This window comes from Bacillus cereus group sp. MYBK139-1, from assembly GCF_051916915.1.
In the GTDB taxonomy this organism is placed as follows: Bacteria; Bacillota; Bacilli; order Bacillales; family Bacillaceae_G; genus Bacillus_A; species Bacillus_A pacificus.
The window spans coordinates 676,822-703,179 of sequence record NZ_JBQAHO010000002.1; the positions used below are offsets into that span (position 1 = coordinate 676,822).

Sequence of the window (26,358 nt, forward strand, 5' to 3'; positions counted from 1 at the left end):
ATTAATTTTAACTTTTTTATGAATGATGTTGTCCGCCAAGCGCGTGAAGAGATTGTTTCTGCTGGATATACAGAATTGACGACGCCAGAAGCAGTAGACGAAGCGTTTAAAAGAAATGGAACAACACTTGTAATGGTAAACTCTGTATGTGGTTGTGCAGGCGGTATTGCTCGTCCTGCTGCTGCGCATTCCGTACATTATGATAAACGACCTAACCATCTTGTAACGGTGTTTGCAGGTCAAGATAAAGAAGCGACAGCAAGAGCTCGTGAATATTTCGAAGGGTATCCACCATCTTCTCCATCATTTGCTTTATTAAAAGATGGAAAAATTGTAACGATGGTAGAGCGTCATGAAATTGAAGGTCATGAACCGATGCAAGTTATTGCAAAACTACAATCGTATTTCGAAGAGAATTGCGAAGAACTATAAATAATTGAAAAGGCGCTATGCTCACAATTAAGTGGGTGTAGCGCCTTTTTTATTTATTATTCAAAACGAGGGGATATACATTAGTTGATTATTTTATGCATTATTTTATGCATTATAAACAATGATTTTAATGATTTTTTATTTATTTTTATTTTATATATTGCATAAAAATAAAATCGCTGATACAATACAAACATCGAATAAAAATTCTATAAAACTTTTAAATATACATTATTAGGGGGAAGAAAGATGAAGAAGTTATTATCAATATCGTTTGCACTTATTTTAATTATAAGTATGTTCAGCGCTTGTAGTAATAGGGAAGAAAAGGCTACTGGAAAAAATAAAAAAGTACTGGTTATGGGGACTTCAGCAGATTATAAACCATATGAATACGTAGAAGCTTCAAAAAGTGATGAAATTATTGGCTTTGATGTTGATGTTGCTAAATATATCGGAAAAGAACTTGGTTATGAAGTGAAAGTGAAAGATATGGATTTTGGTGGTTTATTAGCATCTCTTAGCTCAGGAAAAGTTGATTTCGTAATGGCAGGTATGACGCCAACTGCAGAGCGTAAAAACAATGTTGATTTCACAGATATTTATTTTGTTGCGAAAAACATGGTCATTTCTAAAAAGGACTCTAACATTCAATCTGTAGAGGATTTAAAAGGGAAAAAAGTAGGGGTACAAACAGGGTCTATTCAAGAAGAGAAAGCAGCGGAATTTAAAAAACAAGTAGATTTCAAAGTTGAGGGACGTGACCGTATACCAGAAATCGTACAAGAAATTAAAGCTGGTCGTTTTGACGCTGCAATTATAGAAGACACAGTTGCTAAAAATTATTTAGAGAAAATGAAAGATTTACAAGGAATTGAAATTAAAGAAGCGCCAGAAGAAGTTGGAGCAGCAATTGCCCTTCCGAAAAACAGTGACAAAACAGCTGAATTTAATAAAGTAATTAAAAAAATGCAAGAAAATGGAGAAATGGATAAATTAGTGAAGAAATGGTTTGGCAGCGAAAAATAAGCTGCCTTTCACTTTTCTGTGAGGGGAATGAAAAGAATGAACTTAGATTTTTCGGCGATTACGCCTTCGATACCATATATACTAAAAGGCCTAGAAGTTACTTTAAAAATTGTAGCAGTATCAGCGTTAGTTGGGTTTATTTTAGGAACGTTATTAGCGCTTTGCAAAATTGCTAGAATACGAGCATTAAATATAGTGGCAGATTTTTATACATCAATTTTCCGTGGTACACCACTTGTATTGCAATTAATGATTATTTATTTCGGTGTCCCGCAAATAATTGGTTATGAAATACCGGCATTCTTAGCAGCTGTATTAGCATTTAGCTTAAATTCAGGTGCATATATGTCAGAGGTAATTCGCGCCGGCATTCAAGCGGTTGATAAAGGACAAACAGAAGCAGCGATGGCTTTAGGGATTCCTTACGGGAAAATGATGCGAAATATCATTTTCCCTCAAGCATTAAAAAATATATTACCAGCGCTTGTGAACGAGTTTGCGACACTTACGAAAGAATCGGCTGTAGTAACAGTAATAGGAGCGACGGATTTAATGCGCCGTGCTTACATCGTAGGCGGGGAGACATTTAAATATCTTGAACCATTACTTTTTGTTGGACTCATTTATTATATGCTAGTCATTATTCTTACATTAGTCGGGAAGGCAATTGAAGGGAGAATGAAGAAAAGTGATTAAAATTGAAAACCTTCATAAATCATTTGGAAAAAACGAGGTATTAAAAGGAATTACAACAACGATTGAAAAAGGGGAAGTAGTAGCAATTATTGGACCGTCTGGATCAGGGAAATCAACATTTTTACGTTGTATGAATGTGTTAGAAGCACCGACAAATGGTCACATTTGGATTGGAACGGAAGAAGTAACGAATCCGAAAACGAATATTATGCACGTCCGTGAAAATGTCGGAATGGTATTTCAGCATTTCCACCTATTTCCTCATATGACTGTATTAGAAAATATTACGTATGCTCCTATCAATGTAAAAGGAGTAACGAAACAAGAAGCTGACAAGAAAGCCGAGAAACTTTTAGAAAAGGTTGGTTTATTAGATAAAAAAGATACGTATCCGAATCGTCTTTCTGGCGGACAAAAGCAACGTGTAGCAATTGCAAGAGCGTTAGCAATGGAACCAGAAGTAATGTTATTTGATGAACCGACATCAGCACTAGATCCAGAGATGGTAAAAGAAGTGCTAGAAGTTATGAAATCATTAGTTACCACAGGAATGACAATGGCAATTGTTACACATGAAATGGGATTTGCAAAAGAAGTAGCAGATCGTGTTCTCTTTTTAGATGGTGGAAAACTTGTAGAAGATAGTGCGCCAGCAGAATTTTTTGCAGCACCGAAAAGTGAGCGTGCGCAACAATTTTTACAAAAAATATTGTAATATGTAAAGGATACGTGAATAATAAGTAGAAAAGGATGACATTGTGTCATCCTTTTTTTATACTAACTGTAAATACGTTTATACATATAGGAGCAATGCTATGTTCAAAATTGGATACCGTACAGTGAAAACAGCAATAGGGACAGGCGCAGCCGTTTTTATTGCTCAGTTATTAGGATTAGAATTTTATAGTTCAGCGGGTATTTTAGTTATATTATGTGTACAAAATACGAAACGTAAATCACTTCAAGTATCGTTACATCGTTTTTTAGCTTGTGTATTATCAATGGTGTTCGCATTTTGTATTTTTGAAACAATTGGATATACACCACTAGCAATTAGCGTATTATTACTTACATTTATTCCGACTGCGGTTATGCTTAAAATTCAAGAAGGTATTGTCACGAGTTCAGTTATTGTGATGCATCTATATTCATTGAAACAAATTACATGGCTTATTGTTGGAAATGAAATTGCGATATTAACGATAGGGATTAGCGTGGCTCTCTTAGTGAATATGTATATGCCAAGTAGTGAAAATAAGCTAAAAGAGTATCAAGGTAAAATAGAAAGTAATTTTAAAACGATTTTGTTTGAAATGGTTGTGTATTTACGAAATCGAGAAAGTAGTTGGAGCGGGGCAGAACTTATTGAGACTGAACAGATGCTAAATGAAGCTAGAGATTTATCGTTTAAGAAACTTGAGAATGCATTTATGCGAGAAGATGACTATTACTATCGTTATTTTAATATGCGCATGCAACAATTCGAAATTTTAGAGCGAATGATTCCGTTAGCAGCTTCTTTATCGTGGACATATGAACAAGCTGACATGATTGCGGATGTGGTTGAAAACATTAGTAATGCTATTAGCCCTCAGAGTACCGGGGTTATTTCTTTAAGACAGCTTCAAGAAATGAGAGAATTATTTAGAGCGATGCCATTGCCGGCTACACGTGAAGAATTTGAGATACGTGCGAAACTTGTTCAACTTGTATACGAAATGGAACAATATTTACTCATTAAAAGTCGTTTTAAGGGAAAGGATAATATAAAAGAACTTATATAGAAGGTAGGAATTATTTATGCCGTATCTTCTCTCTTTCCTATTATGTCTTTCTTTATCGCCTATTTGGCCCCTTGGTGATAATCCACGTGCCGGTGATCCTTTTATTATTGTAAATAAAGCGACGAATAAACTAGCTTATATTGACGATGGGAAGATTCAAAAGGTTTTTCCAGTCGCGACAGGAAAAACAAATGAATTAACCCCAGAGGGAACTTTTGATATTGTAATGAAAGCAAAGGATCCGTATTATATTGCAAAAGATATTCCAGGGGGATCACCGAAAAATCCACTTGGATCTAGGTGGATGGGATTTAATGCACGAGGAACTGATGGGAGTAAATATGGAATACATGGAACAAACCAACCGAGTTCAATTGGAAAGTATATTTCACAAGGGTGTATAAGAATGAAGAAAAATGATGTGGAGTATTTATTTGATCGTATTCCAATTGGAACGAAAGTGTGGATTGTAAAATCGAAAAAGTCATTTCAGCAATTGGCAAAAGAAAAAGGAGCCATTGCATATGAAAAAGCCAACGAAAAAGTTGGTTTTTTCTATTGTAATAAGTTGTCTTGACATGTGTACATAACCATGCGTTAATGAGAGTATAGAAAGATTAAATTAGATAAAGGAGTTGCTCGTATGTACTTGAATCCAAAACTTTCGTATATGCAGTTTTTTATGGGATTTCTATTTATTATTACATTCATATTGGCAACTTTTAATATATGTTCTTATCTTGTAGCGATTGTATGTATGGCATTACTTAATCTTACTTTTGTTATTGGGGCATTTCAGCAGAAACAATATACAAGTTTTGTGCTAGCACTTGTAATGTCATTTTCCTTTGGTATTGTAGCGATTGTGCTTTACATAAAATAAACCATCTCGATTTCGAGATGGTTTATTTTATTATGTGTAAAAAGTAAAAAAAGGACGAACAGATCGTCCTTTTTACCAAAACATACTTGCGCCAGCAAGTAATGTTGTTACAAGCATAGAAATTAGCATTACATAAATCATAACTTTTTGAGCTTTTTTATGCATCGTTAAACCTCCTTGCAAATCAGTACAATATCATTGTAACGAGAAATGATATTGTGGACAAGGGGGAGAGAAATGACAAAATTCGAGAAGTGCGTGTAAACTATAACAGGAAATTTGTATGTACGTAGAGAATATATAAGAATGATAGGGTATAAGTTTTTTGTTATGCAAGCTGAAGAATGGAGATACGATGATGAAAATATATGAAACAAATCGTTTACATTTAAGGGAAATTGATGAGTCGTATGCTGAAAAAGTTCTTCAATATTACGACAGAAATCGTGAATTTTTAAAAGCCTGGGAAGAGTATAGACCAGAGGATTTTTTTACGTTAGATTATCAAAAGAAAAAGTTACAAAAGGATAGAAAAGAGTTCGCAGAAGGTAAAATCATTAGATTATGGATTTTTAAAAAGGGGGATGATACGAAAATAATTGGATGTATTTCATTTAATTTAATTGTTCGTGGAATTTACCAATCTTGTGTACTCAGTTATAAATTAGATAAGGAAGAGTTAAACAAAGGTTATACGACAGAAGCGCTTAGAAAAGCGATTCAAGTTGCTTTTGAGGAATTTCAATTACATCGTATAGAAGCACCGATTATGCCACGAAATTTAGCATCTATACAAGTAGTGACGAAGATAGGTTTTCAGTATGAGGGCGTGTCTAGGAAGATGTTAATGGTTAATGGAGTGTGGGAAGATCATATGCGCTGGGTATTGTTAAATGAGTAATAGAAAGCAGATGGTTATCTAGACATATAAACCGTCTGTTTTTTGTCTTGTATTTCGAAACTTTTGCGAAATTCTGTTATAATTAATAGTGTTACATACATAATGGTAGTGCAGGAGGCGCAGTCTTATGATTAATCAAGAACGTTTAGTAAATGAATTTATGGAGTTAGTACAAGTAGATTCTGAAACGAAATTTGAAGCAGAAATTTGCAAAGTATTAACAAAGAAATTTACAGATTTAGGTGTAGAAGTATTTGAAGATGACACAATGGCTGTTACTGGGCATGGTGCAGGTAACTTAATTTGTACATTACCAGCAACAAAAGATGGTGTTGATACAATTTACTTTACTTCTCATATGGATACAGTAGTTCCTGGTAATGGAATTAAGCCTTCTATTAAAGATGGATATATCGTATCAGATGGTACTACGATTTTAGGTGCAGATGATAAAGCAGGATTAGCATCCATGTTCGAAGCAATCCGTGTTTTAAAAGAGAAAAATATCCCTCATGGTACAATTGAATTTATTATTACAGTTGGAGAAGAATCTGGTCTTGTTGGTGCAAAAGCATTAGATCGTGAGCGCATTACTGCGAAATACGGTTACGCATTAGATAGCGATGGAAAAGTTGGTGAAATCGTTGTTGCAGCTCCAACACAAGCGAAAGTGAATGCGATTATTCGCGGGAAAACAGCTCATGCTGGTGTAGCACCAGAAAAAGGTGTATCTGCAATTACTATCGCAGCGAAAGCAATTGCGAAAATGCCACTTGGCCGTATTGATTCTGAAACAACTGCAAATATTGGACGTTTTGAAGGTGGTACACAAACGAATATCGTTTGCGATCACGTACAAATCTTTGCAGAAGCGCGTTCTTTAATCAATGAAAAAATGGAAGCGCAAGTTGCGAAAATGAAAGAAGCATTTGAAACAACTGCAAAAGAAATGGGCGGTCATGCAGACGTTGAAGTAAACGTTATGTATCCAGGATTTAAATTTGCTGATGGCGATCACGTTGTAGAAGTTGCAAAACGTGCAGCTGAAACAATTGGTCGTACACCTTCTCTTCACCAAAGTGGTGGCGGAAGTGATGCAAACGTAATTGCAGGACACGGTATTCCAACAGTTAACTTAGCAGTTGGTTATGAAGAAATTCATACAACAAATGAAAAGATTCCTGTTGAAGAATTAGCGAAAACAGCAGAATTAGTTGTTGCAATTATTGAAGAAGTAGCGAAGTAATATAATAGAAAAAGCGTGTAAATCACAACTGATTTACACGCTTTTTATTTTGATTCGATTGCTTTTACAAGGCGGATAAGCCAATACAAGAAAATCCATGGCAGTATGTCCTTTGTTATAATACCTAGTAGACTTGGAAGAATCCCTGCTACGTTAATATCAAAAATAGGGAGTAATAAATAATTAATTAAGATGATTAATATAATAACGAGAAATGTATAATTGAGGTTACTGTTTAATTTCATAATAGATCACTCCTTTTACAAAAATATCCATATATATTAAGTATAGCAAAAATAAGGATAAAAAGAATAAGTAATTATTATATTGTACATGAATTTGGTATAATGAAGGAACAAATGTTCTTTGGAGGGAGTGAGTACTATGCGAGAAATGTATCCCAAAAAAGGTCGTGTTATTTTACATGTAGATATGAATTGTTTTTTCGCATCTGTTGAAATTGCTCATGACCCATCATTACAGGGGAAGCCGTTAGCGGTTGCTGGAAATGAAAAAGAAAGAAAAGGAATTATCATCACATGTAGTTATGAGGCGAGAGAATATGGAATACGTACAACGATGCCACTTTGGGAAGCAAAAAGGTTATGTCCACAATTAGTTGTAAGGCGCCCTAATTTTACATTATATCGTGAAGCTTCATTTCAAATGTTTCAAATCCTTTCCCGTTTTACGGAAAAAATACAACCAGTATCAATAGATGAGGGATATTTAGATATTACAGATTGTTACGCACTCGGTTCGCCTCTTGAAATAGCAAAGATGATTCAGCAAGCGTTATTAGCAGAGTTACAGTTGCCGTGTAGCATCGGAATTGCTCCAAACCTTTTCCTAGCAAAAACAGCTTCTGATATGAAAAAGCCTCTCGGTATTACCGTGCTCCGAAAACGAGATATTCCAGAAATGATTTGGCCGCTTCCGGTTGGAGCGATGCATGGAATTGGAGAAAAAACAGCTGAGAAATTAAAAGATATTCATATACAAACAATTGAACAGTTAGCAAAAGGAAATGAACATATCATTCGCGCTAAAATTGGAAAGCATGGTGTTGATTTACAAAGGCGGGCAAAAGGTGTGGATGATAGAGAAGTTGATCCGAGTCAAATGGGACAACATAAAAGCGTTGGTAATTCGATGACTTTTTCAAAGGATATGGATGAAGAAAAAGAATTACTTGATATGTTAGAAAGGCTATCAAAATCAGTGAGTAAAAGATTACAAAAGCGAACGCTTGTCAGCTATAATATTCAGATTATGATTAAATATCATGATAGGCGGACAGTAACGAGGAGTAAGCAATTGAAAAATGCCATTTGGGAAGAACGAGATATTTTTCAAGCGGCCTCTCGTTTATGGAAGCAACATTGGGACGGCGATTCCGTTCGTTTATTAGGTGTTACAGCTACTGAAATAGAGTGGAAGACTGAATCGGTGAAGCAATTAGATTTGTTTTCATTTGAAGAAGATGCGAAAGAAGAGCCGCTACTTGCTGTCATTGATCAAATTAATGATAAGTATGGAATGCCGCTTTTACAACGAGGTAGTCAATTATTACGTAAGCAAGAAAAGTCTTTTCAGCAAAAATTAGAAAATAAGTTTATGTAGAAGGTGTCATGAAGCTGTAAATATCATGACACCTTTCATGTTCAACTTGCTTCTAAATCTAATGAAGTTTTCCAACCAGCTGCAGTAACGCCAGATTCTAATAGCATTCTGCTCACTATTTTTTCAATTAAGACTGCTGTATTTGTGTTGCAGTGTAATGTCGCTTGTATACACACTTTTTGATTAGAGTTTACGTCCTCACTATACAATTCTTTTAAACCAATGCCTTCAGAACTTACCATATGCATAAGTAAAAAACGAATATGGGCTTCATGTTCTTCTGAACAAGTAAGAGAAAGTAAGTAGTTCGTTTGTTCAGGTGATTCTTCTTTTGATTTCTGATTCATAAAGAGAGCGATTGGACGAAGTAGTATGTTTGCTAGTAAAACGCCAGATGCACCTAATATAGCTGCAATGAGGAAACCAGCGCCTGTAAGAGTACCAACAGCAGCTGCGCACCATAGGGTAGCCGCAGTATTAAGCCCCCTAATACTAAAACCATCACGGATAATAACGCCGCCTCCTAAAAAACCAATCCCACTGACGACTTGAGCGGCAATACGTGAAGGGCTAGCATCGTGATCAATCATGACGGATAATAAAACAAATATACAGGCACCAAGTGATACGAGAGCATTTGTCCGTAGCCCAGCCATCCTATGTCTCCATTGTCGTTCCATTCCGATGCAAGCACCTACAATAATTGCAATAAATAATCTTAGTACAATGTCATACCATACCATCATGGTCACCTCCATACATATAAGTCCAAGTTATATTTTTGAGAATGAGCGGGAAGCACCCGCTCATTCTCATTTTTATAACCAGCTATGAAACTTTTTAATATAAATTTTTTTTAGGAACTGTGTTAAGAAAGCATAGCCTAATAGTATTCCTACTAACCAAGGGAAATAGCTAAGTGGTAATGCTTGTAATCCAACGGCTGCTCCAAGTGGCGAGAATGGAATATAAATTCCAATTACCATAATACAAGCGGTTAATAAAAGAACCGGTACTGATGCAGTACTTTGAATAAATGGAATCTTCTGTGTTCTTATCATGTGAACAATTAAAGTTTGTGTTAGCAATCCAACGACAAACCAACCAGATTGGAATAATGATTGTTCGCTAGCTGTATTTGCATCGAAGACGTTCCACATGACCACATAGGTGATGATATCAAATATGGAACTAATGGGACCGATGCAAATAATGAAGTTCCGTAAATTTGCAGTATCCCATTTTCTTGGTTTTTCTAAAAACTCTTTATCCATTTTGTCCCATGGGATAGACAGTTGTGAAATATCATAAAGTAAGTTTTGAATTAAAAGGTGAATGGCAAGCATCGGCAAGAAAGGAATGAAGGCACTTGCTACTAACACACTAAATACATTTCCGAAGTTAGAGCTCGCTGTCATTTTAATGTATTTCAAAATATTACCGAATGTAGTGCGCCCTTCTAAAATACCTGCTTCTAATATCATTAAACTTTTTTCAAGTAGAATAATATCGGAAGACTCTTTTGCAATATCAGTTGCAGTATCAACAGATATGCCAACGTCAGCTTCCCGTAACGCTACGGCGTCGTTAATGCCATCTCCCATATAACCTACAGTGTGTCCGTTTCCTTGTAATACTCGTATAATGCGAGATTTTTGCATTGGATTTAGTTTAGCAAAAACAGTTGTTTCTTCGGCTAGCTTTGCTAATGCTTTATCAGGTAAAGCATCGATTTCGTAACCAAGGATAGGCTCGCCAATATTTAATCCAACTTCTTTACATACCTTTTTTGTCACGATTTCGTTATCACCAGTTAAAATTTTTACTTGTACACCATGTTTTTGTAATGCTTGAATGGCAGTAGCGGCAGATGGTTTCGGTGGATCTAAAAAGCCAATATATCCAGCGAGAATCATATCATTTTCATCTTGTACGGCGTACTCTTTATTATTTGTTGGTCTATTTTTTTTATAAGCTACAGCAATAACGCGCATACCTTCACTATTCAAAGTCTCACTTAGTTGTTTTACATGTAAGCGCATGTCATCGGTAAGAGAAGCAATTTTGCCATCTATTTCAGTGTAGTTGCAAATAGATAAAATTTCTTCTACAGCCCCTTTACAGACCATTGTATGTTCACCTGAATTGTCTTTTACAATGACGGACATACGCCGACGAGCAAAGTCAAATGGAATTTCATCTAGTTTTTGAAAAACAGATGGATCAAATTTTTGCTTTTCTTCTGTATGTTTTATAACGGCTTTATCTATTAAATTTTTCAATCCTGTTTGATAGAAGCTATTTAAATAGGCAAAGTGTAATACACGATTACATGTATTACCATTAGGATCTAAGTGCCGAACAAGTACAACTTTATCTTCTGTTAAAGTTCCTGTTTTATCGGTACAAAGAATGTTCATAGCACCTAAGTTTTGAATAGAATTCAGTTGTTTTACAATTACTTTCTGTTTAGACATGTTAACGGCACCTTTAGCTAAATTAGCAGTCACAATCATTGGTAACATTTCAGGTGTTAGACCAACTGCGATTGCAATAGCAAAGAAGAAAGCTTCTTGCCAATCCCCTTTTGTGAATCCGTTAATGAGAAGAACGATAGGTGCCATAATAAGCATGAATGTAATTAAGAGCCAGCTTACTTTGTTTACACCTTTATCAAAGCTTGTTTCTACGCGCTTACCGATTACTTTATTTGCTAAAGAGCCAAAATACGTATCAGTACTTGTGGAGATGACAACCGCTCTTGCGCTACCACTTACAATATTTGTCCCCATGAAGCAAAGATTTTCCATATCGAGTGGATTGTAATTTTTTTTCGTGCTTTTCGGTAATAGATGTTTATTTTCTGTATGGTAGCAGTTTTCGTATTTTTCTACAGGAAGTGCTTCTCCTGTTAAAGAAGATTGGTTCACAAATAAATCTTTAGCCGATAAAATACGCACATCAGCTGGAACAATGTCTCCGGCTGAAAGTGAAATAATATCGCCAGGTACAAGTTCCTCAATTGGAATTTCCGTTGTATCAGTTTGTTTCAAAATTTTTACATTTTTTGTTTCGTGTACAAATCCATCTATTCTAAAGACACTCGCCGTTGTTCGAACCATAGCCTTTAACTGATCCGCAGCTTTTTGAGAACGAAATTCTTGTAAAAAGCGAATCGTTGCACTTAGCATTACCATTACAGAGACGACAATAGTTCCTTGTATGTCATCTGTGAAAAAAGAAAGTGCGCCGAGAGCTAATAAAACAAAAATAAATGGATTTTTAAATGCCAGTAGAAATTGAATGTACCACGGTGATGTTTTATTATGAGCTATTTCATTAAGGCCATATAAAGAAAGTCTACGAGACGCTTCTTCATTAGAGAGTCCATTTTTTGTTGTTTCTAAAAGTCGTAACGCTTTGTTTGCATCCTGCGTTGCGACTTCCACTAATAATTTGTTATTTGTTTTCATACAATCTTGATCGTATGAATGTTTCGTTTCTTGTCTTTGTAAATTTAACATCGGTAGTTCCTCCTTTTTCATGAAGGAGGAAACAAGCTGTTACTCGACTATTTAAAATTAGGAGGAACAGTTTCTTTCCTACCTACATGATGAAATATTAACGTAAAACATATGGGTATCTGGGCCGAATCATCAATTGCCAACTGTTCCTCACCTCCGTACAATTTAGTAGTTTCTGAATATGCTATGTTTGTTTCATAGTAAGGTGCATATAGACGTAAAAAGACCTTTACTCAAAACGAGTAAAGGTCTGAATTCGCAGTTAAAAGAGTCCACAACAAAGACTGATAGTAAGCATAAATCAAAACAGTTTTTGTGTATGACAAAATACATGCACCTCTCCCTCGTTGAGTTTTAGCACTGTATAGCATAGGTACTGAAACCAGCTACGTTAAAAAAGGCCTTCATTCCGACCTTTCTTGTTGACCCATTGGCGTCTCTCGACATTTTTGGGCAGCAGCGTTTCTCTATACAGGAGCCTCACCTAACAGAGACCATATTCAATTACAATTTGAATGTTAGCACTGTAAATTTATAGTGTCAATATATTTTTTTGAAAAATCAAATAGGTTTATGATGGCTATATAGTAGGAAATAAGCGGAGTTTTTTTGAAATAAGGTTGGAAAATAAATATTGTAATGAACATAAATAAAAAGCACTGATCACAGTGCTTTTTGTTATAGATTATGAGATTGTAGCATTTTCAAAAATAACAATCTCTGAACTGTTTGCAGTTGAAACGCGTTGTGCATAATATGTTAGAGCTGAAGAAATATATGTTGGTAACGAATCATTTGTATGTGTTGTTGTATATTCATGGATTAACTCTTTCAAAGTCGTCCATTCTAATTGTGCTGGGTGATCAGACACGAAAGAACTTACCCAGCGATCAAATGAAGATGAAAAATCAGTTTGTAAACGAAATGCTTCTTTCATAATAAAACGCTCCCTTAAAATGTAGTATAATCATTTTAACATAAAACACGAACGATATCCAAGTTTTTTGAGTATAATGTTCGTGATATATAGTTGTCTAGATGATTGGTTGTGTAAATTCGATTTGCCATTTGAAATAACATTCCGTAAGATGAAAGGTAGATTATATAAAGAGCTGGAGGAAAGAAAGTGGAATTTGTATTTTTAGGAACTGGTGCAGGTGTTCCTTCGAAAGGAAGGAACGTTTCAGCAATTGCTTTGCAATTGTTAGAAGAACGAGGACAAACTTGGTTATTTGATTGTGGCGAGGCGACGCAACATCAAATATTACATACATCAGTACGTCCACGCCGCATTGAAAAAATATTTATTACGCATTTACATGGTGATCATATTTTTGGATTGCCTGGCTTATTAGGAAGCCGTTCGTTTCAAGGAGGGACTACACCTTTAACAGTGTATGGACCAAAAGGAATTAAACAATTTATTGAAGTAGCATTATCAGTAAGTACGACACATGTAAAATACCCACTTGAAATTGTTGAGATAACAGAAGAAGGTACTGTGTTTGAAGATAATGAATTTCATGTGGAAACGAAAAGATTGTCACACGGTATTGAATGTTTTGGGTATCGTATTATAGAGAAAGATATACAAGGCGCCCTTTTAGTCGATAAATTGCTGGAGATGGGTGTGAAACCAGGTCCACTCTTTAAGCGTTTAAAAGATGGAGAAGTGGTTGAATTGGAAAATGGTACGATACTAAACGGACAAGATTTTATCGGCCCACCTCAAAAAGGAAGAATTATTACCATTTTAGGTGATACAAGATTTTGTGAAGCGAGTAGAGAGCTGGCACAAGACGCTGACGTACTAGTTCATGAAGCAACTTTTGCGGCAGAAGATGAACAACAAGCGTATGATTATTTTCATTCCACATCTAAGCAAGCTGCGAGTATTGCACTTCAGGCAAATGCAAAACGATTAATATTGACTCATATTAGTTCTCGTTATCAAGGGGATACGTATAAGGAATTATTGAAAGAGGCAAGAGAGCTATTTTCTAATACAGAAATAGCAACGGATTTAAAATCATTTCCAGTAGAAAGATAATAATGATATGAAAAAATGGCGACGAGAGGTTGCCATTTTTTTCGAAAAAAATAAAATAAAACTGTTATCATTTTATGCTTATATTAGATGAAACAGAAAGTTTTAATGATGTGAAGATATAGGATAAAAATACATAGTATCGATTATTTAGAAAAACTGTTATACAAGTCAGACGACATACGAATGATACAAATAGCAAAAACGGAATTTTATTCAGAACTTTTAAAATTCATTAAAAGTAAGCGTTTTATTAAAAACAAGTTATAATGAGGGCAGATTATAATTTATCCCACTTTAATGGGCAGTAAGACTCTACCTCAAAATTCGCGAATGCGAGGAATTTAGGCGAGAGATAACTGCTCGTAAAAGCACGATTGTTGTGGGCTAATAATTATTGGGAATGGACAAAACTCCCACTGATTATAGTTTCACTTGTTTATGCTATCCTTGTAAGTGGTTCTGTGTTAAACTTTGGATTGCTACCAGACTTTATTGTGGATTAGCTTATATTATTTTTAAATGAAGGTAATGCTAAGTTTCTTATTTATTATGACAACTAGTATTATTTCAGGATAGATTGTTTCATTGTTATTCAAAAACGATCCAATTCGTATAGCGGAACAAATTCGTAGTACAACTGGAAAAGCAACCGATTTGGTAGCTTAATAGAATAGTAAAAAATTTTTTCATAGAGGTTTAGGGGGAGTTATGATGAAGTATCGCTCAGTATTTGATATTATCGGTCCAGTTATGATTGGTCCATCAAGTTCACATACAGCAGGCGCAGCAAGAATGGGGCAAGTTGCTCGCCAGCTGTTTCGTCATGAACCAGAAAGAGTAAGCATTTCATTATATGGATCATTTGCAAAGACGTATCGTGGGCATGGTACAGATGTAGCGCTAATAGGTGGGATATTAGGGTTTGAAACAGATGACTTACGTATTCCAGAGGCGCTAGAGATAGCAAAAGAGCGCGAAATTGAAGTGGAATTCATTGAAGAGGATGCCAATGCACCTCACCCAAATACAGCGAGAATTCGTTTGTATAAAGGTGAAGAAGAAATTGAAGTTGTTGCTTGCTCAATTGGTGGCGGTAAAATTGAAGTTGTAGAATTAAACGGATTCGATCTTCAATTATCAGGCACGAGTCCAGCACTACTTATTGTAAATAACGATCGCTTCGGTGCTATTGCAGCAGTAGCTTCAATCCTTGCGAAACATGAGATTAACATTAGTACAATGAGTGTTTCTCGTAAAGAAAAAGGAAGAAGAGCGCTTATGGTCATCGAAACAGATGAAATATTAGCAGATGAAGTGATTGAAGAAATAAAAGCGCAACAAAATATTTGTCAAGTAACTATTATGGAATAATTGCAGGGGGGACACACCATGTTTCGGAACGCAGCGGAACTAGTGGCGCAAGCTAAAGAACAAAATGTAAAAATCGCAGAAATTATGATTCAATGTGAAATGGAAACAAGAAGTATTTCACGTGAAGAAGTAATTGCTGGTATGGAAAAGAACTTAGTCGTGATGGAGCAAGCGGTAGAACGTGGTATTCGCGGAGTGAAATCACCAACTGGTTTAACTGGTGGAGATGCTGTAAAAGTTCAGGCGTATATGAAGAGTGGAAAAGGCTTATCTGGAGATACGGTTTTGGACGCAGTGAGTAAAGCTGTTGCAACAAATGAAGTAAACGCAGCGATGGGAATTATTTGTGCAACACCAACAGCAGGGTCTGCTGGAACAGTGCCAGGTGTACTATTTGCACTAAGAGAAAAATTGCAGCCTACACGTGAAGAAATGATTGAATTCTTATTTACAGCGGGAGCTTTCGGTATGGTTGTTGCGAATAACGCTTGTATTTCTGGTGCAGCGGGAGGATGCCAAGCTGAAGTTGGTTCAGCAAGTGGAATGGCAGCTGCAGCTGCAGTTGAAATGGCTGGTGGAACACAAGAGCAAGCAGCTACAGCGATGGCAATTTCATTAAAGAACATGCTTGGTTTAGTATGTGATCCTGTTGCAGGACTTGTAGAAGTACCTTGCGTAAAACGTAATGCAGCAGGAGCTGCAAATGCGATGATTTCAGCTGATTTAGCATTAGCTGGTGTAACGAGTACTATTCCATGTGATGAAGTAATTGAGGCGATGTTTAGAATCGGACAAACGATGCCAGTAGCACTTCGTGAAACAGCTGAAGGTGGACTTGCAGCAACACCGACTGGACGCCGTCTGCAAGAAGAGATTTTTGGGAAGACGAATAACTAAAAATATATGTTTATAAAAAATGGAGCTCAAGTAAGATTGAGCTCCATTTTTTATTTTTCTTTTGTTAATTGTTCTAACGTTTTCCCAAGATTATGTGATCGTTGCGCTGCCTGTGTAATACAAGAAATAAGCGCTTGTTGAAATTGGTGTTCTTGTAATACTTCAATGCCCGCTTCGGTCGTTCCACCAGGAGAGGTAATTTCCTTTCGCAAAATAGACGGGTGTTTTTCACTTGCTTTTAGCATTTCAGCAGCACCAATCATCGTTTGGAGAATAAGTGACTTTGCAACATCTTCTTTTAAACCGATTTTTTTTGCAGCTTCTTCCATCGCTTCTACTACGTAATAAATATAAGCAGGCCCGCTTCCGGATAATGCAGTGACAGCATGCATATCTTCTTCCTCTACAACAGAGACGAGACCGATCGTTTCAAATAAAGCTATGGCAGTTTGAATATGTTCCTTTGTTGCATGTTTTGAAGGTGAGATAGCAGTAGCTGATTTTAAAATAGCTGCAGATGTATTTGGCATGGCACGAATAATCGGAACGTCTTTTTGAAGTAGATTTCTAATTGAATGAGTAGAAACACCTGCTAATAACGAAATAATAAGCAGGTTATTATGTATGTCTTCTTTAAAAGGGGTAAGCGCTTCTGCAACATCTTTTGGCTTCATTGCTAGAAAAAGAATATTTGTATTAGTAAGTAGTTCTTTTTTATTATGTGTACCTTTGACACCGTATTTGTTATGTAGCTCCTGTAACCTTGTCTCATTAGAACGATTACTTACAGTAATTTGTTCGCCTTTCACAACATTTGCATGTAACAAGCCACCAATAATCGCTTCGGCAATAGAGCCCGCACCGAGAAAGGAAATGTTTTGAATAGACATGATGTTCCTCCTTTAATTTTGGTTAGAAATTCTTATAAATGTACATACATTCGTTTTTTTCTAGGAAACACCTCTTTTTATCTGAAAATAATGACAAATATATAAGGAAGTTGTAAACTGAAGAAGTATTCATTTTTGAACCGGAAAGAGACAGGGGGGGCTAAGCATGACGGCGATTCACCGAATGGAGATTCCTGTGCCATTTGCAGTTGAAACTGTGAATGTGTTTTTAGTTGAGGGGGAGACATTAACATTAATTGATACAGGGACGAATACAGAAGAGGCAAGAAATGTGTTAGAAAGTCAGTTAGGTACATTAGGATATACGATAGAAGATATTAAAACAGTAGTTATTACGCATCATCATGCAGATCATTGTGGGCTTTTAAATATATTTTCTGAGAAGACGAACATTATTGGACACCCTTGGAATGAGCCGTGGATCACGCAAAATCCAGAATTTTTAAAGCGATATCATGAGTTTTTTAGAGAGACGGCTTTACAATTTGGTGTTCCAGCAGCATTTTTGAAAGACGAGGCTTTATTGACGACAAGGACACTGAAATATTCTTGTAATAGATCGCTAACGCATACTGTGAGAGAGGGAGATCGTATTGATTCAATGCCTGGTTTTACAGTAATTGAAACACCAGGTCATGCTTCCACTCATATTTCATTATATAGAGAATCTGATGGAATACTAATTGGAGGGGATGCTCTCATTAGTCATATTTCTTCGAATCCAATATTAGAACCACCATATGAAGGACAAACAGAAAGGGCGCGCCCGTTATTACAATATAATCAAACGTTAAAGCGTTTAAGTGAAATGAATATTTCACGCATTTTATCAGGACATGGAGAAGATGTTCTAAATGTGAAACAACTTATTGAAACGAGATTACAAAAGCAAGAAACACGTGCATTTAAAGTGCTTGAGTTATTAAAGGAAAAACCAATGACAGCATTTGAAGTATGTGTAAAACTATTTCCAGTATTGTATAAGGAACAATTGCCACTTACTATTTCAGAAACGGTTGGACAATTAGACTTTTTAGCATATAATCAACAAGTGATGATTGATGAATCTTCGCAACAATTGATTTATTATGCAAAGTAGGTGACAGCAATGACGGGACGTTTACAAAATAAAGTAATCGTCATTACAGGTGCTTCTAGTGGAATTGGAGAGCAAGTTGCAATGCAAGTTGCAGAGCAGGGGGCGACTCCAGTATTAATGGCTAGAACAGAAGAGAAATTAAAAGCGTTAGTAGACAAAATTAAAGAAACTTATAATACGCCTTGCTATTATTATGTATTAGATGTAAGTGCAGAGACGGAAGTACAATCTGTTTTTTCAAAAGTATTACAAGAGGTAGGACGTATTGATATATTAGTAAACAATGCGGGATTTGGTATTTTTAAAACATTTGAAGATGCATCAATGGATGAAGTGAAAGATATGTTCCAAGTAAATGTATTTGGATTAGTAGCTTGTACGAAAGCGGTACTACCTTATATGGTGAAAAGAAACGAAGGACATATTATTAATGTTGCTTCACTTGCTGGGAAAATTGCAACTCCGAAATCGAGTGCGTATGCAGCGACGAAACATGCAGTACTAGGATTTACGAATAGTTTACGCATGGAGTTATCTAGTACAAATATTTTCGTAACAGCGATTAATCCAGGTCCGATAGATACAAACTTTTTTGAAATAGCTGATCAATCCGGTACATATGTGAAAAATATGGGACGATACATGTTAAAACCAACATATGTAGCAGAGCAAATTGTAAAATCGATGCAAACGAAAAAGCGTGAAATAAACTTACCGAAATGGATGGGCATTGGTCCAAAACTTTATGCTTTATTCCCAGGTTTATTTGAGCGCGTAGCAGGCAAATCATTAAGTAAAAAATAGGAGATTTCCATATGGAAATCTCCTGTTTTTTTATTTTCCAGTTACATAATCGTAAACGATATCCTCAACCGCCTCGTATACATCAATTTTAGTATTTGAATGAATGATCGTTTGAATATGTTTAACAAGCATTTCCTGATCCTCATTTGACATAGGATTACATTGATATTGCTGAAAACTTTTTATAATCATTTTCTCAATTAATTTTTCATTCATGTTTTCCCCGCCTGTATGTACGTATGTATTGTTTTATTGTACTTGAAGTGAAATGAAAAAACTACTATGCAATATTTGTGTATAAAAATTCTGTTGTGTATATTGTTTTTCTAGTAAAATTAAGTTTTTTAAGTTTATGAAATTTATAAATATTTAATTGACTCTATAAATATACAATATTATAATCATACTTAATTTAAAGAATCGATATGAGGAGGAGCATATGAAAGTCGCGATTATTGGAGCAACTGGGTATGGAGGTATTGAGTTAATTCGGTTATTAGAGCAACATCCATATTTTTCGATAGCATCTCTTCATTCTTTTTCCCAAGTTGGCGAGTGTATAACAAATGTATATCCGCATTTTCAAAATGTTCTTGTTCATACGTTACAAGAAATTGATGCGGAGGAAATAGTGAAAGAAGCAGAAATTGTATTTTTGGCAACCCCGGCAGGAGTATCAGCAGAGCTAACTCCAAAATTATTAGCAGTAGGTTTAAAAGTAATTGACCTATCTGGAGACTTTCGTATGAAAGATCCTTTCATATATGAACAGTGGTATAAAAGGACAGCTGCAAAAGAAGGAGTCCTTAGGGAAGCTGTGTATGGGTTAAGTGAATGGAAAAGGTCCGAAATTCAAAAGGCAAATTTAATTGCAAACCCAGGTTGTTTTGCTACAGCTACATTATTAGCGATATTACCGTTAGTTCGTAGCGGCATAATTGAAGAAGATTCAATTATTATTGATGCGAAATCAGGAGTATCTGGAGCAGGCAAAACGCCAACAACGATGACTCACTTTCCTGAGTTATACGATAACTTACGTATTTATAAAGTAAATGAGCATCAACACGTTCCTGAGATCGAGCAAATGCTTGCGGAGTGGAATAGGGAGACGAAGCCAATCACGTTTAGTACACATTTAATACCGATATCACGGGGAATTATGGTTACACTTTATGCGAAAGTAAAACGAGAAATGGAAATAGAACAACTTCAAAAATTATATGAAGAAACGTATGAACAATCGCCTTTCATTCGAATTCGTACGCAAGGAGAGTTTCCAAGTCCGAAAGAAGTGAGGGGCTCAAATTATTGTGATATGGGGATAGCTTACGATGAAAGAACAGAAAGAGTGACCGTCGTTTCTGTTATAGACAATATGATGAAAGGTGCGGCTGGGCAAGCAATTCAAAATGCAAATATAGTAGCGGGACTAGAAGAAACAACTGGTTTACAACATATGCCGCTTTATTTATAAGGGGGACATGATGATTAAAGTAGCGTCTATTACAAAATTAGAAAATGGTTCGATTGTAACTCCAAAAGGTTTCTTGGCCATTGGCACTGCAATTGGTCTGAAAAAGGAGAAAAAGGATTTAGGGGCAATCGTTTGTGAAACACCAGCATCATGTGCTGCTGTTTATACAACAAATCAAATACAAGCAGCACCCTTGCAAGTAACGAAGGATAGTATAGCGACTGAGGGGAAATTACAAGCTATTATCGTTAATAGTGGAAATGCAAATGCTTGTACAGGAATGAAAGGATTACAAGATGCTTACGAGATGCGTGCATTAGGAGCAGAACATTTTGGATTGAAAGAAAATTATGTTGCAGTAGCTTCAACAGGTGTAATTGGTGTTCCACTGCCGATGGATATAATCCAAAATGGGATTGCTACTCTTATCCCGGCGAAGGAAGAAAGGGAAGCTCATTCTTTTTCTGAAGCGATCTTAACGACGGATCTTATAACGAAAGAAACTTGCTATGAAATGGTGTTTGATGGGAAGAAGGTGCTGATTGCTGGTGTTGCGAAAGGTTCAGGGATGATTCATCCAAATATGGCAACGATGCTAAGTTTTATTACGACAGACGCTCATATAGAGCATGACGTATTACAAACAGCATTATCACAAATCACAAATCATACATTCAATCAAATTACGGTAGATGGAGATACTTCTACGAATGATATGGTCATCGTTATGGCAAGTGGATTATCAGAAACGAAACCAATCAATATGGAACATGCAGATTGGGAAACTTTCGTATTTGCTTTACAGAAGGTATGTGAAGATTTAGCGAAAAAAATCGCACAAGATGGTGAGGGCGCTACGAAGTTAATAGAAGTAAATGTGTTAGGAGCTCGAACGAATGAAGAGGCAAAGAAAATTGCAAAGCAAATAGTCGGTTCGAGTCTTGTGAAAACAGCAATACATGGTGAAGATCCAAACTGGGGGCGAATTATTAGTAGCATTGGACAAAGTGAAGTCGCGATTAACCCAAATACAATTGATATTACTCTTCAATCTATTGCAGTGCTGAAAAATAGTGAACCTCAAATGTTTTCTGAAGAGGAAATGAAAATGAGGTTACAAGAACATGAAATTATGATTGATGTGTATTTACATTTAGGAGAAGAGACCGGATCAGCTTGGGGCTGTGACTTAAGCTATGAATATGTGAAAATAAACGCTTGTTATCGTACATAAGGAGAGGGAAGATGAGCGATTATATTGTAGTGAAATGCGGCGGTAGTATGTTGGATCAATTACATGATGTGTTTTTTGATTGTATAAAGAAATTACAACAGAAGTATAGAGTAGTGATTGTTCATGGTGGTGGCCCAGAAATTGATGCCAAATTAAAAGATTGTAACATCAACGTAGAAAAAAAAGATGGATTACGAGTAACACCAAAAGAAGTTATGGATATTGTTCAAATGGTGCTATGCGGAAGTACGAATAAAAAACTCGTAATGAATTTACAAAAGCATAATTTACTTGCGGTAGGTTGCTCAGGGTGTGATGGCAAGTTACTTCAAGTTCAACCTGTCAGTGAGGAGATAGGATATGTGGGAGAAGTAAGTTATGTCGAAACGGCCTTACTAAAAGGATTAATAAATATGAATTATATTCCTGTTATTGCTCCGGTCGGCATAAATGATAATGAGATTTATAACATAAATGCGGATACCGCCGCAGCTGGAATTGCGGCTGCATTATCTGCAAAAGAACTCATTTTTATTACAGATGTAGATGGGGTATTACATGAAGGAAAGTTACTAAAGAAAACGGATGAATTTGAAATTGTGAATTTAATAGAAAAAGGAGTTATTACCGGTGGGATGATTCCGAAAGTACAGGCAGCACTAGCATCATTAAAAATGGGAGTGCAAAAGGTTAGTATCGTAAATGGGACGAAGGATTTTACCGAGGTTACAGGTGAGTGTATCGGAACGACGGTAACGAGGGGTGTGAGTATTGTATGACAAGTCATCTTTTTCAAACGTATGGAAGAAGAAGGATTGAGTTTGTAAAGGGAAAGGGAACGAAAGTTATTGATCATAACGGTAAGCAATATTTAGATTTTACATCGGGAATTGGCGTATGTAATTTAGGGCATTGTCACCCTACTGTTATGAAAGCTGTACAAGAGCAACTGCATGAAATATGGCATATATCTAACCTGTTTACAAACAGCTTACAAGAAGAAGTCGCGTCATTATTAACAGAAAACATAGCATTAGATTATGTGTTCTTCTGTAATAGCGGGGCAGAGGCGAATGAAGCAGCTTTGAAGTTAGCCCGTAAGCATACTGGAAAATCTCTCGTCGTAACGTGTGAGCAGTCTTTTCACGGTAGAACATTTGGAACGATGAGTGCGACGGGGCAAAATAAAGTGAAAGAAGGATTTGGTCCATTACTTCCATCTTTTTTACATATTCCTTTTAACGATATTAAGGTATTGGAAGAGGTAATGAATGAAGAAGTTGCGGCAGTAATGGTAGAAGTTGTTCAAGGTGAGGGCGGAGTAGTCCCTGCTAATCTAGCCTTTTTGAAAGAGATTGAAATATTATGTAAGAAGTCCGGTTCCTTATTTATTATAGATGAAGTACAAACTGGAATTGGAAGAACTGGGACATTATTTGCTTACGAACAAATGGGAATAACACCTCATATCGTTACTACCGCTAAAGCGCTTGGAAATGGCATTCCAGTTGGAGCAATGATGGGCCGGAAAGAACTTGGAACATCGTTTCCTGCAGGATCACACGGTTCAACGTTTGGTGGAAATTATATTGCAATGGCTGCAGCGAAAGAAGTATTGCAAATAACTAAGAAACCATCGTTTTTAAAAGAAGTAAAGGAAAAGGGCGAATACGTATTACAGAAGTTGCAAGAGGAATTACGACATGTCGAATGTATTCAAAATATACGTGGTAAGGGGCTTATGGTTGGAATTAAATGTACGCATGAAGTTGCAAGTTTTATAGAACAACTAGAAAAAGAGGGACTTCTCGTATTACAAGCAGGGCCTAATGTTATAAGACTATTACCACCACTTATTGTGACGAATGAAGAATTAGAACAGGCAGTATATATGATAAAAAAAGTAGTTTGTACAAAAAACGTATCAATTATATAAGGGGGAAGTTTCATGTCAACTGTACAAGTACCGAAATTAAATACGAAAGACCTTTTAACTTTAGAAGAATTGACGCAAGAAGAAATCATTTCATTAATTGAATTCGCTATATATTTAAAAAAGAATAAGCAGGAGCCTTTATTACAGGGCAAAATATTAGGGCTTATCTTTGATAAACATTCAACTCGTACTCGCGTATCTTTTGAAGCAGGAATGGTACAGCTCGGGGGACATGGCATGTTTTTAAATGGGAAAGAGATGCAAATGGGAAGAGGAGAAACCGTTTCAGATACTGCAAAAGTATTGTCTCATTATATTGACGGGATCATGATACGTACATTCTCACACGCGGATGTAGAAGAGCTTGCGAAAGAATCGAGCATTCCTGTTATTAACGGTTTAACTGACGATCATCATCCTTGTCAAGCATTGGCAGACCTAATGACAATATATGAAGAAACAAATACATTTAAAGGAATAAAATTGGCTTACGTAGGTGATGGAAATAATGTATGTCATTCATTGTTGTTAGCGAGTGCAAAAGTCGGAATGCATATGACTGTTGCAACGCCTGTAGGATATGAACCGAATGAGAAAATTGTAAAAAAAGCGTTAGCGATTGCTGAAGAAACAGGAGCTGAAATTGAAATTTTGCATAATCCTGAATTAGCGGTGAGTGAAGCAGATTTCATTTATACTGACGTTTGGATGAGCATGGGGCAAGAGGGAGAAGAAGAGAAATATACTTTATTTCAACCGTACCAAATCAATAAAGAACTTGTTACGCATGCGAAACAAACATATCGTTTCTTACACTGTTTACCTGCCCATCGTGAAGAAGAAGTAACAGGAGAAATTATAGATGGACCACAGTCTATCGTTTTTGAGCAAGCTGGTAATCGATTGCATGCGCAAAAAGCATTATTAGTAAGTTTATTTAAAAATGTAGAAGAGCTTTCCTAAAGGATGTACACCCCAGTTGTTAGATATAAATAACTGGAGGTGTGCTTTTTTATATTGAAATGTCGTATGTATATTTGGTTAACCATCTTTATATCATTTATAATAAAAAGAGTAAACTAAATTTGTTTTTCATATCATGTAAGGACATACTAGATAAAAAAATATAGTTAAAGAGATGATGAATTTGAAAACAACTAAGAAAACATATTCGTTTTTTCAGCGGATGTGGAGAATATTAAAGTTTCAATATTATAAGTTGCTTCGATCACCAGAAGGAGCGAAGCAAGTATCGTTAGGTTTTGCGATTGGTTTTGGTTTAGAGATGTTGGTTATATATACAGCATCGCTCGTCTATTTAATATTTTATCCAATCGTCAGGTTAGCAAAGGGATCTTTTCCTGCTGCGGTGATTGGCAATATTATTGGGAAAATATCATTTTTACCGGTATTTTTATTTCCATTTGCTTATGCGTTAGGAAAAATGATTTATCCATTTCATGTACAAAAAATACATCATGAACCCTTTACGATATCGGACTTGTTTTCGAGTCACATTTTTACGATATTAAAGAGCTTATTACAGAGTGAAGTGTATGTATTAATTGGAATGACGATTTTAGGGGTTGTGTTTGGTGTAGTTTCATATTTTGTTGTGCATTATTTGTATGAAAAGAACCGTAAGTTACGTTTGAAGAATAGAAAGAAAAAAGTGAGAGAACCACTCGTACAAATATAAAGAATGGCACATTCATTTCCTACTTTGAATATGTTTAAGAAAAAGGGGGAGAGAATGAATGTATTATTACTATGTACCTCAAGTATACCCATATACAAATTATTATCCAGTAAATGATATGAGGCAGCAAGTTGGAGTGTATCAACAGCAACAATTTCAGCAAATACCACAACAACAGCCTACGCAAGAACATAAACCGTATTTAACGACATGGCCATATTCAAATGTATACTATGGTAATTATTACGAATCATAAAGCTGCTTCTATTTGAAGCAGCTTTATACGTTTGTTTTCAAAATTAAATTTTGAATGGTTTGAAGAGAGTGAATGAGTTTTTCACGTTCTTCCTCAGATAACGTTTGGAAATTTTCTTTTAATTTGTCTAAAATGAATTGTTGATACTGATTTACTAACAATTTCCCTTCAGCTGTCAGGGAAATTAAAATGACCCGTCGATCTTTTTCGCTATAATGACGCTCTATTAGTTCTTCTTGGATCAGTTTGTTTAATAGAGGTGTCATGTTAGGCCGTGAAATCGCTAGCCGCTTGCCGATTTCGGAAACTGCTAATGTGCCATTTTCATGCAGAAGCAGTAATACTTGTGTATGTGATGGCGGCATATGTCTTTGAGAAGAAAATTCTCCAGGAAGCATAAATTTGCGATAAAAAAGAGGCACTAGCGAAAGAAGATGATCAACAATACGTTCCCACTCGCGTGATTCCATATAAAGGCCCCCTTCCACTCTCATTGTAACAAAAAA

At 35.9% G+C, this 26,358-nt stretch carries 30 protein-coding genes, 1 pseudogene and 1 riboswitch; of the genes and pseudogenes, 23 read left to right on the top strand and 8 right to left on the bottom strand.

What is annotated here, in order from left to right:
- Positions 1 to 18 precede the first annotated feature (18 nt).
- From ACTFRS_RS14700 to ACTFRS_RS14730, 7 genes are all read left to right on the top strand, one after another.
- A complete protein-coding gene (locus tag ACTFRS_RS14700) occupies positions 19 to 432 on the top strand; it encodes a BrxA/BrxB family bacilliredoxin (protein ID WP_001998211.1) in 414 nt (137 codons plus the stop codon).
- 249 nt (positions 433 to 681) lie between these two features.
- Positions 682 to 1,461 carry a transporter substrate-binding domain-containing protein gene (locus tag ACTFRS_RS14705; RefSeq protein ID WP_440024776.1) on the top strand — a complete coding sequence of 260 codons (780 nt, stop codon included), beginning with the start codon at positions 682 to 684 and terminating at the stop codon, positions 1,459 to 1,461.
- A 36-nt stretch (positions 1,462 to 1,497) separates the two neighbouring features.
- Complete coding sequence (locus ACTFRS_RS14710) at positions 1,498 to 2,157, top strand: amino acid ABC transporter permease (protein ID WP_139866730.1); 660 nt, start codon at positions 1,498 to 1,500, stop codon at positions 2,155 to 2,157.
- Positions 2,150 to 2,872, top strand: coding sequence for an amino acid ABC transporter ATP-binding protein (locus ACTFRS_RS14715; RefSeq protein ID WP_061678085.1), 723 nt, complete (start codon positions 2,150 to 2,152; stop codon positions 2,870 to 2,872). The genes ACTFRS_RS14710 and ACTFRS_RS14715 overlap by 8 nt, the downstream gene beginning before the upstream one ends.
- Before the next feature lie 100 nt (positions 2,873 to 2,972).
- On the top strand, positions 2,973 to 3,941 hold the full coding sequence (locus ACTFRS_RS14720) for an aromatic acid exporter family protein (RefSeq protein WP_113759097.1): 969 nt from the start codon (positions 2,973 to 2,975) through the stop codon (positions 3,939 to 3,941).
- 16 nt (positions 3,942 to 3,957) lie between these two features.
- Positions 3,958 to 4,518 carry a L,D-transpeptidase gene (locus tag ACTFRS_RS14725; RefSeq protein ID WP_001146556.1) on the top strand — a complete coding sequence of 187 codons (561 nt, stop codon included), beginning with the start codon at positions 3,958 to 3,960 and terminating at the stop codon, positions 4,516 to 4,518.
- A 66-nt stretch (positions 4,519 to 4,584) separates the two neighbouring features.
- Positions 4,585 to 4,824, top strand: a complete 240-nt coding sequence (locus ACTFRS_RS14730; RefSeq protein WP_139866732.1) for a DUF3894 domain-containing protein — start codon at positions 4,585 to 4,587, stop codon at positions 4,822 to 4,824.
- Between the two features lie 72 nt (positions 4,825 to 4,896).
- Here the strand turns inward: ACTFRS_RS14730 and prli42 are convergent, their stop codons facing one another.
- The gene (prli42, locus tag ACTFRS_RS14735) at positions 4,897 to 4,989 is read right to left on the bottom strand and encodes a stressosome-associated protein Prli42 (protein WP_000549038.1); all 93 of its coding nucleotides are present in this window, start codon (positions 4,987 to 4,989) and stop codon (positions 4,897 to 4,899) included.
- Between the two features lie 190 nt (positions 4,990 to 5,179).
- Between prli42 and ACTFRS_RS14740 the strand changes: the two genes are divergently transcribed.
- Together ACTFRS_RS14740 and ACTFRS_RS14745 are read left to right on the top strand one after the other, a co-directional pair.
- Positions 5,180 to 5,725: a GNAT family N-acetyltransferase gene (locus ACTFRS_RS14740; RefSeq protein ID WP_139866734.1), complete on the top strand. Its 546-nt coding sequence runs from the start codon at positions 5,180 to 5,182 to the stop codon at positions 5,723 to 5,725.
- A 127-nt stretch (positions 5,726 to 5,852) separates the two neighbouring features.
- Entirely contained in the window at positions 5,853 to 6,971 is a 1,119-nt protein-coding gene (locus tag ACTFRS_RS14745; RefSeq protein WP_139866736.1) for a tripeptidase T, read from the top strand.
- Between the two features lie 44 nt (positions 6,972 to 7,015).
- On the opposite strand, the gene ACTFRS_RS14750 is transcribed toward ACTFRS_RS14745, so the two are convergent.
- Positions 7,016 to 7,216: a hypothetical protein gene (locus tag ACTFRS_RS14750; RefSeq protein WP_139866738.1), complete on the bottom strand. Its 201-nt coding sequence runs from the start codon at positions 7,214 to 7,216 to the stop codon at positions 7,016 to 7,018.
- A gap of 139 nt (positions 7,217 to 7,355) precedes the next feature.
- On the opposite strand from ACTFRS_RS14750, the gene ACTFRS_RS14755 reads away from it, so the two are divergent.
- Entirely contained in the window at positions 7,356 to 8,594 is a 1,239-nt protein-coding gene (locus tag ACTFRS_RS14755) for a DNA polymerase IV (protein ID WP_139866740.1), read from the top strand.
- A 41-nt stretch (positions 8,595 to 8,635) separates the two neighbouring features.
- Here the strand turns inward: ACTFRS_RS14755 and ACTFRS_RS14760 are convergent, their stop codons facing one another.
- From ACTFRS_RS14760 to ACTFRS_RS14770, 3 genes are all read right to left on the bottom strand, one after another.
- Positions 8,636 to 9,337: an MgtC/SapB family protein gene (locus ACTFRS_RS14760; RefSeq protein WP_139866742.1), complete on the bottom strand. Its 702-nt coding sequence runs from the start codon at positions 9,335 to 9,337 to the stop codon at positions 8,636 to 8,638.
- 75 nt (positions 9,338 to 9,412) lie between these two features.
- On the bottom strand, positions 9,413 to 12,118 hold the full coding sequence (gene mgtA, locus ACTFRS_RS14765; protein ID WP_440024771.1) for a magnesium-translocating P-type ATPase: 2,706 nt from the start codon (positions 12,116 to 12,118) through the stop codon (positions 9,413 to 9,415).
- A gap of 331 nt (positions 12,119 to 12,449) precedes the next feature.
- Positions 12,450 to 12,617: riboswitch (M-box (ykoK) riboswitch) on the bottom strand.
- A 186-nt stretch (positions 12,618 to 12,803) separates the two neighbouring features.
- Positions 12,804 to 13,055 (bottom strand): DUF3932 family protein, encoded by a 252-nt coding sequence (locus ACTFRS_RS14770; protein ID WP_000656492.1) that lies wholly within the window; start codon positions 13,053 to 13,055, stop codon positions 12,804 to 12,806.
- 189 nt (positions 13,056 to 13,244) lie between these two features.
- On the opposite strand from ACTFRS_RS14770, the gene rnz reads away from it, so the two are divergent.
- The 4 genes and pseudogenes from rnz (at position 13,245) to sdaAA (ending at position 16,436) form a co-directional block, all read left to right on the top strand.
- A complete protein-coding gene (gene rnz, locus ACTFRS_RS14775; RefSeq protein WP_000397447.1) occupies positions 13,245 to 14,168 on the top strand; it encodes a ribonuclease Z in 924 nt (307 codons plus the stop codon).
- A 374-nt stretch (positions 14,169 to 14,542) separates the two neighbouring features.
- Positions 14,543 to 14,800: pseudogene (locus tag ACTFRS_RS14780) on the top strand (hypothetical protein).
- 79 nt (positions 14,801 to 14,879) lie between these two features.
- Complete coding sequence (gene sdaAB / locus ACTFRS_RS14785; protein WP_000877446.1) at positions 14,880 to 15,539, top strand: L-serine ammonia-lyase, iron-sulfur-dependent subunit beta; 660 nt, start codon at positions 14,880 to 14,882, stop codon at positions 15,537 to 15,539.
- An 18-nt stretch (positions 15,540 to 15,557) separates the two neighbouring features.
- The gene (sdaAA, locus tag ACTFRS_RS14790; protein ID WP_440024768.1) at positions 15,558 to 16,436 is read left to right on the top strand and encodes an L-serine ammonia-lyase, iron-sulfur-dependent, subunit alpha; all 879 of its coding nucleotides are present in this window, start codon (positions 15,558 to 15,560) and stop codon (positions 16,434 to 16,436) included.
- A gap of 50 nt (positions 16,437 to 16,486) precedes the next feature.
- Here the strand turns inward: sdaAA and proI are convergent, their stop codons facing one another.
- A complete protein-coding gene (gene proI / locus ACTFRS_RS14795) occupies positions 16,487 to 17,326 on the bottom strand; it encodes a pyrroline-5-carboxylate reductase ProI (protein ID WP_044793839.1) in 840 nt (279 codons plus the stop codon).
- Between the two features lie 166 nt (positions 17,327 to 17,492).
- Here proI and ACTFRS_RS14800 point away from each other — a divergent pair, with 166 nt between their 5' ends.
- Both ACTFRS_RS14800 and ACTFRS_RS14805 read left to right on the top strand, forming a co-directional pair.
- Positions 17,493 to 18,446, top strand: a complete 954-nt coding sequence (locus ACTFRS_RS14800; protein WP_242294240.1) for an MBL fold metallo-hydrolase — start codon at positions 17,493 to 17,495, stop codon at positions 18,444 to 18,446.
- A gap of 9 nt (positions 18,447 to 18,455) precedes the next feature.
- Positions 18,456 to 19,250, top strand: coding sequence for an SDR family NAD(P)-dependent oxidoreductase (locus ACTFRS_RS14805; RefSeq protein WP_242294239.1), 795 nt, complete (start codon positions 18,456 to 18,458; stop codon positions 19,248 to 19,250).
- Positions 19,251 to 19,280: 30 nt separating this feature from the next.
- Here the strand turns inward: ACTFRS_RS14805 and ACTFRS_RS14810 are convergent, their stop codons facing one another.
- The gene (locus ACTFRS_RS14810; RefSeq protein WP_046197857.1) at positions 19,281 to 19,466 is read right to left on the bottom strand and encodes a YqzH family protein; all 186 of its coding nucleotides are present in this window, start codon (positions 19,464 to 19,466) and stop codon (positions 19,281 to 19,283) included.
- Between the two features lie 223 nt (positions 19,467 to 19,689).
- Here ACTFRS_RS14810 and argC point away from each other — a divergent pair, with 223 nt between their 5' ends.
- The 7 genes from argC (at position 19,690) to ACTFRS_RS14845 (ending at position 25,852) form a co-directional block, all read left to right on the top strand.
- Entirely contained in the window at positions 19,690 to 20,727 is a 1,038-nt protein-coding gene (gene argC, locus ACTFRS_RS14815) for an N-acetyl-gamma-glutamyl-phosphate reductase (RefSeq protein WP_439195106.1), read from the top strand.
- Positions 20,728 to 20,737: 10 nt separating this feature from the next.
- Positions 20,738 to 21,961, top strand: coding sequence for a bifunctional glutamate N-acetyltransferase/amino-acid acetyltransferase ArgJ (gene argJ / locus ACTFRS_RS14820; protein ID WP_440024765.1), 1,224 nt, complete (start codon positions 20,738 to 20,740; stop codon positions 21,959 to 21,961).
- Positions 21,962 to 21,972: 11 nt separating this feature from the next.
- Entirely contained in the window at positions 21,973 to 22,740 is a 768-nt protein-coding gene (gene argB, locus ACTFRS_RS14825) for an acetylglutamate kinase (protein WP_139866754.1), read from the top strand.
- Positions 22,737 to 23,897 carry an acetylornithine transaminase gene (locus ACTFRS_RS14830; RefSeq protein ID WP_440024762.1) on the top strand — a complete coding sequence of 387 codons (1,161 nt, stop codon included), beginning with the start codon at positions 22,737 to 22,739 and terminating at the stop codon, positions 23,895 to 23,897. Before argB ends, ACTFRS_RS14830 begins: the two co-directional genes overlap by 4 nt.
- Positions 23,898 to 23,909: 12 nt before the next feature.
- The gene (gene argF, locus ACTFRS_RS14835; protein WP_439195110.1) at positions 23,910 to 24,860 is read left to right on the top strand and encodes an ornithine carbamoyltransferase; all 951 of its coding nucleotides are present in this window, start codon (positions 23,910 to 23,912) and stop codon (positions 24,858 to 24,860) included.
- A 175-nt stretch (positions 24,861 to 25,035) separates the two neighbouring features.
- The gene (locus ACTFRS_RS14840) at positions 25,036 to 25,596 is read left to right on the top strand and encodes a DUF2062 domain-containing protein (RefSeq protein WP_439195111.1); all 561 of its coding nucleotides are present in this window, start codon (positions 25,036 to 25,038) and stop codon (positions 25,594 to 25,596) included.
- A gap of 58 nt (positions 25,597 to 25,654) precedes the next feature.
- Positions 25,655 to 25,852, top strand: coding sequence for a hypothetical protein (locus ACTFRS_RS14845; RefSeq protein WP_100634243.1), 198 nt, complete (start codon positions 25,655 to 25,657; stop codon positions 25,850 to 25,852).
- 23 nt (positions 25,853 to 25,875) lie between these two features.
- On the opposite strand, the gene ACTFRS_RS14850 is transcribed toward ACTFRS_RS14845, so the two are convergent.
- Positions 25,876 to 26,322 (bottom strand): MarR family winged helix-turn-helix transcriptional regulator, encoded by a 447-nt coding sequence (locus ACTFRS_RS14850; protein ID WP_000445819.1) that lies wholly within the window; start codon positions 26,320 to 26,322, stop codon positions 25,876 to 25,878.
- Between the last annotated feature and the right edge of the window lie 36 nt (positions 26,323 to 26,358).